This window comes from Streptomyces sp. NPDC028711, from assembly GCF_055565415.1.
Map to the genome: position 1 here is coordinate 400,487 of NZ_JBVHUJ010000001.1, position 12,513 is coordinate 412,999.

The 12,513-nt window shown below is 72.6% G+C and carries 11 protein-coding genes; 5 read left to right on the forward strand and 6 right to left on the reverse strand.

Annotation, left to right across the window (positions count from 1 at the left end; genetic code table 11):
* Positions 1–76: 76 nt before the first annotated feature.
* From ACZ4VK_RS01815 to ACZ4VK_RS01835, 5 genes are all read right to left on the reverse strand, one after another.
* Positions 77–3,241, reverse strand: a complete 3,165-nt coding sequence (locus tag ACZ4VK_RS01815) for an efflux RND transporter permease subunit (protein WP_468347397.1) — start codon at positions 3,239–3,241, stop codon at positions 77–79.
* A 187-nt stretch (positions 3,242–3,428) separates the two neighbouring features.
* Positions 3,429–4,118, reverse strand: coding sequence for a response regulator (locus ACZ4VK_RS01820; RefSeq protein WP_468347399.1), 690 nt, complete (start codon positions 4,116–4,118; stop codon positions 3,429–3,431).
* Entirely contained in the window at positions 4,115–5,359 is a 1,245-nt protein-coding gene (locus tag ACZ4VK_RS01825) for a sensor histidine kinase (protein ID WP_468347401.1), read from the reverse strand. The genes ACZ4VK_RS01820 and ACZ4VK_RS01825 overlap by 4 nt, the downstream gene beginning before the upstream one ends.
* 139 nt (positions 5,360–5,498) lie before the next feature.
* A complete protein-coding gene (pspAA, locus tag ACZ4VK_RS01830; RefSeq protein WP_468347403.1) occupies positions 5,499–5,777 on the reverse strand; it encodes a PspA-associated protein PspAA in 279 nt (92 codons plus the stop codon).
* A 19-nt stretch (positions 5,778–5,796) separates the two neighbouring features.
* Complete coding sequence (locus ACZ4VK_RS01835; RefSeq protein WP_468347405.1) at positions 5,797–6,597, reverse strand: PspA/IM30 family protein; 801 nt, start codon at positions 6,595–6,597, stop codon at positions 5,797–5,799.
* A 273-nt stretch (positions 6,598–6,870) separates the two neighbouring features.
* Here ACZ4VK_RS01835 and ACZ4VK_RS01840 point away from each other — a divergent pair, with 273 nt between their 5' ends.
* From ACZ4VK_RS01840 to ACZ4VK_RS01850, 3 genes are all read left to right on the forward strand, one after another.
* Positions 6,871–7,476 carry a DUF3043 domain-containing protein gene (locus ACZ4VK_RS01840; protein ID WP_468347407.1) on the forward strand — a complete coding sequence of 202 codons (606 nt, stop codon included), beginning with the start codon at positions 6,871–6,873 and terminating at the stop codon, positions 7,474–7,476.
* 65 nt (positions 7,477–7,541) lie between these two features.
* Complete coding sequence (locus tag ACZ4VK_RS01845; protein WP_468347409.1) at positions 7,542–8,318, forward strand: class I SAM-dependent methyltransferase; 777 nt, start codon at positions 7,542–7,544, stop codon at positions 8,316–8,318.
* Positions 8,319–8,402: 84 nt separating this feature from the next.
* The gene (locus ACZ4VK_RS01850; protein ID WP_468347411.1) at positions 8,403–9,473 is read left to right on the forward strand and encodes a S1C family serine protease; all 1,071 of its coding nucleotides are present in this window, start codon (positions 8,403–8,405) and stop codon (positions 9,471–9,473) included.
* A gap of 354 nt (positions 9,474–9,827) precedes the next feature.
* On the opposite strand, the gene ACZ4VK_RS01855 is transcribed toward ACZ4VK_RS01850, so the two are convergent.
* Positions 9,828–10,034 (reverse strand): hypothetical protein, encoded by a 207-nt coding sequence (locus ACZ4VK_RS01855; protein WP_030205728.1) that lies wholly within the window; start codon positions 10,032–10,034, stop codon positions 9,828–9,830.
* 91 nt (positions 10,035–10,125) lie between these two features.
* Between ACZ4VK_RS01855 and ACZ4VK_RS01860 the strand changes: the two genes are divergently transcribed.
* Together ACZ4VK_RS01860 and cobT are read left to right on the forward strand one after the other, a co-directional pair.
* Positions 10,126–11,328, forward strand: a complete 1,203-nt coding sequence (locus ACZ4VK_RS01860; RefSeq protein ID WP_468347413.1) for a bifunctional adenosylcobinamide kinase/adenosylcobinamide-phosphate guanylyltransferase — start codon at positions 10,126–10,128, stop codon at positions 11,326–11,328.
* Positions 11,329–11,373: 45 nt separating this feature from the next.
* Positions 11,374–12,492, forward strand: a complete 1,119-nt coding sequence (gene cobT, locus ACZ4VK_RS01865; protein ID WP_468347415.1) for a nicotinate-nucleotide--dimethylbenzimidazole phosphoribosyltransferase — start codon at positions 11,374–11,376, stop codon at positions 12,490–12,492.
* Positions 12,493–12,513: the final 21 nt, after the last annotated feature.

A 12,513-nucleotide genomic window follows, 5' to 3' on the forward strand; every position in this document is an offset into this window, starting at 1 on the left:
GTGGTGGTTCTCCCTCGCCCACGCCGAAGGGCGCCCCGCACGATCGCGGGGCGCCCTTCGCCGTACGTACCGGGACTCAGTCCAGGATGTCGAGCAGACCCGCGTCGATCGGGGTGACGTCCGGCTGCTCCGGGTTGTGCGTCATGTCGTCCTTCCCCTTGGCCTTCGCCTTCCGCTTCGCCGCCTTCTTCTTCGCGCGGCGCTCCTTGCGGAGCTCCACCATCGCGTAGAGCGTCGGGACGAGGAGCAGCGTCAGGAGCGTCGAGGTGATCAGGCCGCCGATCACGACCACGGCCAGCGGCTGGGCGATGAAGCCGCCCTCGCCGGTGACGCCGAGGGCCATCGGCAGCAGGGCGAAGATCGTCGCCAGGGCGGTCATCAGGATCGGGCGCAGCCGGTGCCGGCCGCCCTCGATCACCGCTTCGACGACTCCCAGGCCCTTGGCGCGGTACTGGTTGATCAGGTCGATCAGGACGATCGCGTTGGTGACGACGATGCCGATGAGCATCAGCATGCCGATCATCGCCGGGACGCCCATCGCGGTGTCGGTGACGATGAGCAGACCGAGCGCACCGGTCGCCGCGAACGGGATCGACACCAGCAGGATCAGCGGCTGGATCAGCGACCTGAAGGTCGCGACGAGCAGCATGAAGACGATCGCGATGGCCGCGAGCATCGCCAGGGCCAGGCTGAGCTGGGCCTCCTCCAGGTCCTCCGACGCACCGCCGATGGTGGCCGTGGCGCCCGCCGGCAGGTCGAGCGCGGCGATCTTCTTCGTCAGGTCGAGGCTCACCGCGCCGGTGTCGTCGCCGACCGGCTTGGCCGTGACCGTCGCGGTGCGGGCGCCGTCGATCCTGGTCATGGAGACCGGGCCGGGGACCAGTTCGACGGTGGCGATGTCACCGAGCCTCACCGGGCCGAGGGGCAGCGCCCTGAGCTCGGCCAGGGTGGTGGCCGGGCGGGCCGAGGTGATGAGGACGTCCCGCTCGCTGTCGTCGAGGGTCGCCTTCGCGGCCGGGGTGCCGCGGACGGCCTGGGCGACGACCATGCCGAGCGAGGCGGAGTCGAATCCGGCGTCGGCGGCCGCGGGCTTCGCCGTGACGGAGACGCGCGGCACGGACTGCGCGAGGTCGCTCTGCACGTCGGTGACGTTCTTCAGGCCGGCGACCGCCGACCGGACCTGCTCGGAGGCCTTCTGGAGGACCTCGGGGTCGGCGGCCTTGACGACCACGCTCAGGTCCTGGCTGCCGAAGCCGTCACCGGCCGTGAGGGTGGTCTCGCCGATCCCGTCGAGGGCTCCGAGGCCCTTCTCGATGTCGTCCCGGGCCTTCTCGTACGAGGCGGACTCCTCCAGGCTCACCTGGTACGAGGCCTCGTTGGAGCCGGTGCCGCCGCCGAAGGCCGCCATGAATCCGGAGGAGCCGATGGTGACCTGGTAGTCCTTGACGCCCTCGGTCTCCGCGAGCAGCTTCTCGATCTTCTTCGCGGCCTCGTCGGTGGCGCCCAGGCTGGTGCCGGGAGCCAGCTCCTGCTTGACGCTGAGGACCTTCTGGTCGCCCGGCTCGAAGAAGTTCGTCTTCAGGAGCGGGGTCATGCCGAGGGTGACGGCCAGGACGGCGAGCGCGATGCCCAGGCTGGCGAGCCGGCGCCGGGTCGCGAACCGCAGGACCGGCACGTACAGGCGCTGGAGGCGGCTCTTCTCCTCCTTCTCCTCGGCCAGTCTGCGGGCCTCGTCGAGGTCCTCAGGGGTGCCCTGGGGGGCGCGCAGGAACCAGTACGAGAGGACGGGGACCACGGTCAGGGAGACGAGCAGCGAGGCGAGCAGCGCGGCCGTCACCGTCAGCGAGAAGGAGCCGAACATCTCGCCGACGATGCCGCCGACCAGGCCGATCGGCAGGAAGACGGCGACGGTGGTGAGGGTGGAGGAGGTGACGGCGCCGGCCACCTCGCGGACCGCGGTGAGGATCGCCTCGCGGCGCTCCTCGCCGTAGCCGAGGTGACGCTTGATGTTCTCCAGGACCACGATCGAGTCGTCGACGACCCGGCCGATGGCGATGGTGAGCGCGCCGAGCGTCAGCATGTTGAGCGAGAGGTCGCGGGTCCACAGCACGATGAGGGCGAGGACGACCGAGAGCGGGATGGAGACGGCGGTCACCAGGGTCGAGCGGATCGACGTGAGGAAGACCAGGATCACCAGGACGGCCATGACGAGGCCGAGCGCGCCCTCGGTGGTGAGTCCGGAGACGGCCTTGGCGACGGCGGGGCCCTGGTCGGAGACGACGGTCAGTTCGGCGCCGGCGCCGAGGTCCTGGCGCAGCCCGGGGAGCTTCTCCGCGACGGCGTCGGAGATGGCGACGGCGCTGCCGTCCTCGTCCATGGTGGCCATGACGGCGAGGCTGGGCTTGCCGTTGGTACGGGTCAGGGAGGCGCGCGGGGACTCCTCCTGGCGGACGGTGGCCACGTCGCCGAGGCGCACGGCCCTGCCCTTGCCGGGGACGGCCGCGGGGATGCGGAGGTCCTCGATCTGCCGCAGCGAGGTGTAGCCGCCGCCGACCTGGATCGTGCGGCTCTTGCCGTCCTCGGCGAAGGAGCCGGCGGGCATCGTGCCGCCGCCGGAGCGCAGGGCCTCGGCCAGCTTCATGGTGCTGAGTCCGGCCGCGGCGAGCTTCCGCTCGTCCGGGGTGACGGAGACCTGGAGGTCCTGGACGCCGCTGACGGAGACCTGGGCGACTCCGTCGATGCCCTCGAGGGTGGGCACCACGGTCCGTTCGAGCAGGTCGGCGAGGGCCTGCGGGTCCTTGTCCGAGGAGGCCGCGAGGACGACGGTCGGCATGTCGTCCGTCGAGCCGGCCACGACCTGCGGGTCGACCGTGTCCGGGAGCTGCGCGCGGGCGCGGTTCACGGCCTGCTGGACGTCGGCGACGAGCTGCTTCGTCGACTCGTCGCCGTAGTCGAAGGAGGCCATGACGACGGCCATGCCCTCGGAGGCGGTGGAGGTGACCGACGTGAGGCCGTCGACGGCCTTCAGGTTGCTTTCGAGGGGCTCGACGACCTGCTTCTCGACCACATCGGGAGAGGCGCCCTGGTAGGGGGCGAGGACCGAGACCATGGGCAGCTCGATCGAGGGGAGCAGCTGCTGCTTGAGCTGCGGGATCGCGATCGCCCCGAACACGATCGCGATGATGGACATCAGCCCGATCAGGGCCCGTTGCGCGAGGCTGAATCTGGACAGCCAGGACATGGGGTCTCTCTTCTGTGGCGTACTCGTCGACAGGCGGGAGCAGCCAGGACCCCGGCCCGGACCCGCTGGATCCGCCGGAGGCGCCCCCCGTTCATACGATCTGCCATCGGCGGCCGGAAGTCCTCGGCCCCCGGGTCCACATCCTTATCCGCCGCATACCGCGTCTGGAGTACGCCGGAGCCGCAGGTCACTCCACCCTCGGACGTACCAGTCCCGTTTCGTAGGCGGTGACCACCAGCTGGGCCCGGTCGCGGGCGCCGAGCTTCGCCATGGCCCGGTTGACGTGGGTCTTCACGGTGAGCGGGCTGACGTCGAGCCGCTCGGCGATCTCGTCGTTGGACAGGCCGCCCGCGACGAGGACGAGGACCTCGCGCTCCCGGGCGGTGAGTGCGGCGAGCCGCTCGGTCCGGGCCCCGACCTCCTCGCCCAGGGGCGCCGCGCCGCCGCCCTGCGCGAGGAACGTGGCGATCAGGCCCTTGGTGGCGGCCGGGGACAGCAGCGCCTCGCCCGCGTGGGCGATCCGGATCGCGCCGAGCAGTTCCTCGGGCTCGGCCCCCTTGCCGAGGAAGCCCGAGGCGCCGGCGCGCAGCGACTGCACGACGTACTCGTCGACCTCGAAGGTGGTCAGCATGACGATCCGTACGTCGGAGAGCTCCGGGTCGGCGGTGATCATGCGGGTGGCGGCGAGTCCGTCCGTGCCCGGCATCCGGATGTCCATCAGGACGACGTCGGCCCGCTCCGAGCGGGCGAGGGCCACGGCCTGGGCGCCGTCGGCGGCCTCGCCGACGACCTCCATGTCCGGTTCGGAGTTCACCAGGACCTTGAAGGCGCTGCGCAGCAGGGCCTGGTCGTCGGCGAGCAGCACCCGGATGGTCATGTGTCCTCCCCCGTACGGGACGTCACGGGCAGTATCGCCTGGACGCGGAAGCCGCCGCCGTACCGGGGTGCGGCGGTCAGGGTGCCGCCGAGCGCGCCGACCCGTTCCCGCATGCCGAGCAGACCGTGGCCGCCGGCGGGTGCGGGGTCCTGGTCGGCGGGGGGCCTGCCGTTGTCGAGGACGGTGATCTCGACCGTACGGCCGACCCGGACGACGCTCACCTCCGCCTCGGCGTCCGGTCCCGCGTGCTTGCGGACGTTGGTCAGGGCCTCCTGCACGATCCTGTACGCGGCGAGGTCGACGGTCGCGGGCAGCGGCTTCTCCCCGTCGGTACGGGCCAGGGCGACCGGGAGCCCGGCCTTGCGGAAGCTGTCGAGGAGCCCGTCGAGGACGGCGAGGCCTGGGGCCGGTTCGGTGGGGGCCTCCGGGTCGCCGGACTGGCGGAGCAGGCCCACGGTGGCGCGGAGTTCGTCGAGCGCGGAACGGCTGGCCTCCCGCACGTGCGCGAGGGCCTCCTTGGCCTGGTCGGGACGCTTGTCCATGACATGGGCGGCGACACCGGCCTGGACGTTCACCAGGGCGATGTGGTGGGCGACGACGTCATGGAGGTCACGGGCGATCCGCAGCCGTTCCTCCGCGACCCGCCGCCCGGCCTCCTCCTCGCGGGTCCGCTCGGCCCGCTCGGCCCGCTCCCTTATCGCGTCGACGAAGGCCCGGCGGCTGCGGACGGCGTCCCCCGCGGCGGCCGCCATGCCGGTCCAGGCGAAGACACCGAGGTTCTCCTGCGCGTACCAGTGGGTCGGGCCGAAGGTCATGGCGGCGGCGGTGAGCACGGCCATCGTGACGAGCCCGACGCGCCAGGTGGTGGGCCGGTCGGTGCGGGAGGCGACCGTGTAGAGCGCGACGACGGCGCTCATGGCGATGGGGGCGGGCCGGGTGTCGTTGATCAGTTCGAAGAGGCTGACCGTCACGGTGAAGCAGAGCACCCGGAAGGGGTGCCGGCGGCGCAGCACGAGCGCGAGGGCCCCGGCGACCATGATCAGCACGCTCCACGCGTCGGGCGCGTGGTCGCCGAAGGTCGGCCCCCCGTCCGGACCGCCGTGCGGGTCGGTGAAGGACCCGGCGATCATGCACACGAGCGCGCCGAACGCGATCGTGGCGTCGAAGGCGAGCGGATGCCCGCGGAACCAGTCACGAAGACGGACGTGGAGGGTGCCGGTGGCGGGGCCGGTGGGGGTCACGGGGGACAACGGTACGGGGTCCGGACGGTCGTACCGAAGGGTGCCGTACCGCCCCGGGTTCGGGGGCCGGGCCCCGGAAACGCGGAGTCCCGCCTCCCCCGCGTGCGGGGTGGCGGGACACCGGGGACCGGTCGTCGCGTCAGCCTGGGATCAGGCCGTCGTCGGAGAGCAGCTCCCTCACCTCGTCGAGGCTCGCGTCCGGCGCGGGGAGGATGAGCTCCGAGGGTTCGAGCGCCTCGTCCGGCAGTGGCTCACCGAGCCGCCGGACCGCGTCCAGGAGGGCGCCCAGCGTGCGCCGGAACCCTTCCCCGTCCCCCGATTCCATCTCTTCGAGCAGCTCGTCGTCGAGCCTGTTCAGCTCGACGAAGTGGCTGTCGGCCAGCATCCACTGGCCCTCCCCCATGATCCGTACGATCATGACGCGTCCTGTCTGTCGCCTACTTCTCGAAGCGCGGGTGGGACTGCTGCTGCTGAGTGCGGTCCTGCGGCGCGGCCGCGCCACCGCCCTCGAGCGCCTGCTGCTGCGCGGACGGGCCGCCGGCCAGCTCCGCCTTCATGCGCTGGAGCTCCAGCTCGACGTCCGTACCGCCGGAGAGCCGGTCCAGCTCCGCCTGGATGTCGTCCTTGGCGAGGCCGGACTGGTCGTCGAGCGCCCCCGAGGCGAGCAGCTCGTCGATCGCGCCCGCGCGCGCCTGGAGCTGGGCGGTCTTGTCCTCGGCCCGCTGGATCGCGAGACCGACGTCGCTCATCTCCTCCGAGATGCCGGAGAAGGACTCGGCGATCCGGGTCTGCGCCTGGGCCGCCGTGTAGGTCGCCTTGATGGTCTCCTTCTTCGTGCGGAAGGCGTCGACCTTGGCCTGGAGACGCTGGGCGGCGAGAGTGAGCTTCTCCTCCTCGCCCTGCAGCGTCTGGTGCTGCACCTCCAGGTCGCTGACCTGCTGCTGGAGCGCGGCGCGGCGGGACAGCGCCTCACGCGCCAGGTCCTCCCGGCCGAGCGCCAGCGCCTTGCGGCCCTGGTCCTCCAGCTTGGACGACTGGCCCTGCAGCTGGTTCAGCTGGAGTTCGAGCCGCTTGCGGGAGGTGGCGACGTCGGCGACGCCCCGCCGCACCTTCTGCAGCAGCTCCAGCTGCTTCTGGTAGGAGTAATCGAGCGTCTCGCGCGGATCCTCGGCCCGGTCAAGGGCCTTGTTCGCCTTCGCGCGGAAGATCATCCCCATACGCTTCATGACACCGCTCATGGGCTTCGCGCGCCCCCTTCTGACGGACTTCGGCTCCAGCTCTTCGACAGGATCCACAGTACGGGCCCTGTCTCCATTACCGCACTGTTCGGAGCGGGATGCGCTCCTCCCCAAGGACGACGTCGCGCGGCTCTCCCTCCCGCGCAGGGAGTAGACGGATCTCAGGGAGACCGCGCCCGTCCTCCCGTACGTACCGCCGAAGACGCAGTCCGTTAGCGGATCGTTCCCGCCCGGCATGGGGTTCATGCCCACCACCCCGTACCCTTGGGTTTTGTGTTCCGTAGCCGTTCGAAGGACGAGAAGGCCCCCACCGACAAGGTGACGGCGGACCTCTCCACCAAGCAGCCCCGCGACCCCGAGGCCCCCAAGGGCCGCCCGACACCCAAGCGGAGCGAGGCGCAGACCCAGCGCCGGCGTGCCGTGACGGTGCCGACCGACCGCAAGGAGGCCGCCAAGCGCCAGCGCGAGGCACGCCGCTCCGACCTGGCCCGCCAGCGCGAGGCGCTGGCCAGTGGCGACGAGCGTTATCTGCCGACCCGCGACAAGGGACCGGTCCGTCGCTTCGTGCGCGACTTCGTCGACTCGCGGTTCGTGATCGCCGAGTTCTTCCTGCCGATGGCCGTGGTGATCCTCGTGCTGTCGCTGTTCGGCAACACCAACCGGTCGCTGCAGAACATCTCGCTGCTCCTGTGGCTCGGTGTGATCATCCTGATCGTCATCGACTCGATCGGCATCTGGCTCCGTCTGCGGAAGCAGCTGGCCACGCGCTTCCCGAACGAGCCGAAGCGCGGCGCCATCGCGTACGGCCTGATGCGCACGCTGCAGATGCGCCGGCTTCGACTGCCGAAGCCGCAGGTCAAGCGCGGAGAGCGGCCCTGAGCGCCGACAGTTCGGAACCCGTCGAGCCCGCTTTCGGTGCGGCGACGTCGGAGGCGGGCGGTCCTGTGCTGCCCGCCGTCGCGCACTGGCCGGCCGGGTCCGGCGGGCTGCGCGACACCATCCGGCAGGAGATCGTCGCCCGTCAGCTCGACGAGCAGATATCCGGCCGCTACCCCGTGGGGCAGCGGCTGCGGATCCTCGACGCGGGCATGGGCCAGGGCACGCAGGCCCTGCGCCTCGCGCGCGCGGGGCACACGGTGACCGGCCTCGAGGCCGATCCCGAGCTGCTCAAAGCGGCCCGTGAGTCGCTTGCGACCGAGCCCGCCGGCATCCGCGAGCGGGTCCGGCTGATCGAGGGCGACGGCCGCGAGACCGGGGTGCACTTCCTGCCCGGCAGCTTCGACGTGGTCCTCTGCCATGGCGTGCTGATGTACGCGGACGAGCCGGACGCGCTGCTCGCGGGCCTGGCCAGGATGCTGGCCCCCGGCGGGCTGCTGTCCCTGGTCGTACGGAACGCGGACGCCCTCGCCATGCGGCCGGGGCTCGCCGGGGACTGGGCCGGTGCGCTCTCGGGCTTCGACTCGGACGTCTACACGGACGACCTCGGCGTGAAGGTGCGGGCCGACCGGCTCGACGCGCTGACGGCGACGCTGGCGGGGATCGCGGCGCCGCTCCACGCCTGGTACGGGGTGCGGGTCTTCACGGACGGCGTCCCGGCCGGTACGGGCCTGCCGGCCGCCGAGGACCTGGACCGGCTGCTCGCCGCCGAGGACCGGGCGGGGCGCACGGAGCCGTACCGACGGGTGGCGGCGCTGCTGCATCTGTGCGGGGTACGGGGCTGAGAGCGGTGTCGTGCGCCGGGTGCCGCACCCCTGATCGGGTGCGTTCGTCGGGCCCGGTGCGGGGATGAAACGGATACTCCGGACATGGACGTATCCCGTGCCCGCGCCCCACGTCTCCACCTTTCCCTGACCGGCGTCGTCTGCGCCGTCGCGCTCGTCGGCGGCTGCTCCGCCTCCGCCGGCGACACGCCCGCGCCGGAGCGCTCCACCCAGGCGGCGGCGCCGCTCGCCGCGAACGAGCTCCAGGACGACTACCGGGCCGTCATCAAGAACGTCCTGCCCTCGGTCGTGCAGATCGACGCGGCCAACAGCCTCGGCTCCGGGGTCGTCTACGACGACAAGGGGCACATCGTCACCAACGCGCACGTCGTCGGCCAGGAGAAGACCTTCAAGGTCACCGCCGCGACGGGCGGGCAGCCGGTGACCGCCCGCCTCGTCTCCTCGTATCCCGAGCAGGACCTCGCGGTGATCAAGCTCGAATCGCTGCCGCAGGGGCTCAAGCCGGCGAAGTTCGGGGACTCGGCGGCCGTGGACATGGGTCAGATCGTGCTCGCGATGGGATCGCCGCTCGGTCTCTCCGGCAGCGTGACCCAGGGCATCGTCTCGGCGACCGGCCGCACGGTCAGCGAGGGACGGGCGGGCGGGGGCACGGGCGCGACCATCGGCGACATGGTCCAGACGTCGGCCGCGATCAACCCCGGCAACAGCGGGGGCGCGCTCGTGAACCTGGACAGTGAGGTCATCGGCATCCCGACGCTCGCGGCGACCGACCCGGAGATGGGCGGGGGGTCGGCGCCCGGGATCGGGTTCGCGATCCCCGCGTCGATGGTACGGACCGTCGCGGACCAGATCGTCAAGGACGGCAAGGTGACGGACTCGGGGCGGGCGGCCCTGAACATCACCGGCCGTACGGTGCTCGACGACGACTACGAGCCGGCGGGTGTGGCCGTGGTCGAGGCGCCGGCGAACGGAGCGGCGGGGCGGGCGGGTCTGAAGCCGGGGGATGTGATCACCCGGCTCGGCGACGCCGACATCACGACGATCACGTCCCTGTCGGAGGCGCTGGCCTCGCACCGGCCGGGGGACAGGGTGACGGTGGTGTATGTGCGGGGGGCGACGACGGGGCGGGCGCAGGTCACGCTGGGCGAGATGTAGCCGGGCGCGTGCCCTGCGGGGCGCACGCGTGGGTGGCTGGGGCGCCTGAGCGCTGCGCCCTTTGGCAGGCGCCTCCGCCCCTTGCGCCTTAACCCGCACCACCACTCGCGCCGCACAACGGGTGCGGGTACAGGCCCGGAGGCCTGGGCCCGGCAAGGGGCGCCGTCCGTTGTGCCCACCCGTTCCGCCCCAGCGGAACGAATGCCCACAACGGGGGTGGGTGGCTGCGCGGACGTGCCCGCTACGGGCGCGGCGCGGCGGCACTCCGGAGGAGTGCGTGCCCACAACGGGGCGGCGGCCGAGGTGGGCATCGGCACCGTGGAGCTGATGCCCACGACAGGGGCGCCGGGTGTTCTAGCCCTCCGCGTTCAGGGGCATCGGGCCGTAGATCTTCGTCCCGTCCTCCGACAGCGTCACCTGGTCCGCGCCGCCGCCCAGGAGATCACGCCAGTGTTCGCCGATCCAGCTTTCCGCGTCCCCCTGGGTGGTGAACTCCTCCGGAGTCACCACCGGCTCGACCTCCGTGCCGTCGGACTTCTCGAACCGCCACGTCCATGCCATGTCCGCCTCCTGGCGCTCACCGGATGATCGGTTTCCTGCCCGCAGCGTAGCCGGGCGCGCACGGCTCGCGGGGGCGCGGGAGGATCTGAGGGTGGAACTGACTCTGCTCGGCACCGGCGCCCCGCTCGGGCTCCCCCGTCCCGACTGCCCCTGCGCCGTGTGCGCGCTGTCCCGCGGGCCGCGGGTCCGCGCCGCGACGGCGCTGCTCGTGGACGGGGCCCTGTTGCTCGATCTGACCCCGGGGGCCGCTCTGGCCGCCGCCCGTTCGGGGCATTCGCTCGTGGGGGTGCGGCAGGTTCTGCTGACCCATCCGCACGACGGGCCGGCCGTCGAGGTGCCCGCCGGGCTGCCGACGGCGGGGCGGGTGCCGGACGGGCGGGAGTTGACGCTGATCTCCGGGCACCGGGTGCGGGCCGTTCCGATGGACTCCCCCGGTACCGGGTACGAGGTGACGTCGGCGGACGGCGAGCGGCTGCTCTATCTGCCGCCGGGCGGGGCCGTCGCCGGGCTTCCGGAGAACCACCGGGTGGCGTACGACATGGTGGTCGCCGATGTGACGGGCCGCCCGGACGGGCTCGCCCGGCTGCGGGCGACCGGGGCGGTCGGCCCGGCGACCGAGGTGATCGCGGTGCATCTGGACCACGACGTGCCGACGGGCGCCGAGCTGGACCGGCGGCTCGCGGCGGCGGGGGCGCGGGCCGTGCCGGACGGGACGACGCTGTACGTGGGCGAGTACCACGAGGTGCCGGACGTGCCCCGGCGGACCCTGGTGACCGGCGGGGCCAGGTCGGGGAAGTCCGTGGAGGCGGAGCGGCGTCTGGAGTCCTTCCCCGAGGTGCTGTACGTGGCGACGGGCGGGAGCCGGGAGGGCGACCCGGAGTGGGCGGAGCGGGTGGGCCTGCACAAGGAGCGGCGGCCGGGTTCCTGGCGTACCGCCGAGACCTGTGACCTCGTACCGCTTCTGGAGGAGGACGGTCCCGCGCTGCTCGTCGACTGTCTGTCGCTGTGGCTGACGGACGCCATGGACCGGGTCGAGGCCTGGGACGACGAGCGGTGGGCGGCCGGTGGGCAGACGGCGCTGCGGAAGAGGACGGCGGAGCTGGTCGCGGCGGTGCGGGCGACGCGCCGCACGGTCGTGGCGGTGACGAACGAGGTCGGTTCCGGGGTGGTGCCGGCGACGGCGGCCGGGCGGCGGTTCCGCGACGAGCTGGGCCGGTTGAACGCGGCGTTCGCCGACGAGTGCGAGGAGGTCGTCGTCGTGGTCGCCGGTCAGGCTCTCGTGCTGCGCGGGTAGGGTGCCAGCACTGTAGGCTCGCTGATTTGTCTCAAGGCGGAACCCGTGAATCTGGACGACTTCTCCGATCTGATCGAGCGCCCCGACGGCGGGATCCGGCGTGACGCCGAGGAGCGTCGTGAGCGGCTGGCCGTGCCTCCGGGGGCGCTCGGCCGGCTCGACGAGCTCGGCGAGTGGTTGTCGGCCGCGCAGGCCTCGGTCAAGGTGCGGGCGATCGAGCAGCCCAGGGTGGTGCTCTTCGCGGGCGACCACGGGGTGGCCTCGCTCGATGTGTCGGGCCGCCCGGCGGGTACCGCGTACGAGCTGGTGCGCGCGGTCCTGGAGGGGGCGAGCCCGGTCGCCGTGCTCGCGCGGTCGACGGGCGTGCCGGTGCGGGTCGTGGACGCGGGTCTCGACTGCGACCCTGAGCTGCTTCCGGCCGATGTCGTACGCCACCGGGTGCGGCGCGGCAGCGGCCGGATCGACGTGGAGAACGCGCTGACGGCCGAGGAGACGGAGGCGGCGGTCCGCCTGGGGATCGCGATCGCCGACGAGGAGGCCGACTCCGGTACGGATCTGGTGGTGCTCGGGGATCTGAGTGTCGGGGGGACGACGCCCGCGGCCACGCTGATCGCGGCGCTCTGCGGGACGGACGCGTCGGTGGTGACCGGCCGGGGCGGCGCCGGGATCGACGATCTGGCGTGGATGCGGAAGTGCGCGGCGGTCCGGGACGCGCTGCGGCGGGCCCGGCCGGTCCTGGGCGATCAGCTGGAGCTGCTCGCGGCGGTCGGCGGGGCGGATCTGGCGGCGATGACCGGTTTCCTGCTGCAGGCCTCGGTGCGGCGGATGCCGGTGATCCTCGACGGTGTGGTGGGGGCGGCCTGTGCGCTCGTGGCGCAGCGGGCGGCTTTCCGGGCGCCGGACTGGTGGCTGGCGGGCCAGGTGAGCGGGGAGCCGGCGCAGGCGAAGGCGCTGGACCGGATGGCGCTCAACCCTCTGCTCGACCACGGCGTCCATGTGGGTGAGGGAACCGGGGCATTGCTCGCGCTTCCCCTCGTCCAGGCCGCGGCGGCGTTCGCCGCGGAGCTGCCCGAACGTCCGGACCCGACCACTCCGGACGTCGAGGCGGCTCCGGAGTCCGAGGCCGCCTCGGACGCCGAGGCCGCCCGGGACGGGGAGAGCTGAGCGGAGGCGGACTCGTCGACT

What these genes read in the sequence shown, in the direction of transcription:
- ACZ4VK_RS01835 (WP_468347405.1), bottom strand. Translation starts at nt 6,597, where the DNA reads ATGAGCGGTGTCATGAAGCGTATGGGGATGATCTTCCGCGCGAAGGCG.
- ACZ4VK_RS01855 (WP_030205728.1), bottom strand. Translation starts at nt 10,034, where the DNA reads ATGGCATGGACGTGGCGGTTCGAGAAGTCCGACGGCACGGAGGTCGAG.
- ACZ4VK_RS01820 (WP_468347399.1), bottom strand. Translation starts at nt 4,118, where the DNA reads ATGACCATCCGGGTGCTGCTCGCCGACGACCAGGCCCTGCTGCGCAGC.
- ACZ4VK_RS01850 (WP_468347411.1), top strand. Translation starts at nt 8,403, where the DNA reads ATGGACGTATCCCGTGCCCGCGCCCCACGTCTCCACCTTTCCCTGACC.
- pspAA (WP_468347403.1), bottom strand. Translation starts at nt 5,777, where the DNA reads ATGATCGTACGGATCATGGGGGAGGGCCAGTGGATGCTGGCCGACAGC.
- ACZ4VK_RS01815 (WP_468347397.1), bottom strand. Translation starts at nt 3,241, where the DNA reads ATGTCCTGGCTGTCCAGATTCAGCCTCGCGCAACGGGCCCTGATCGGG.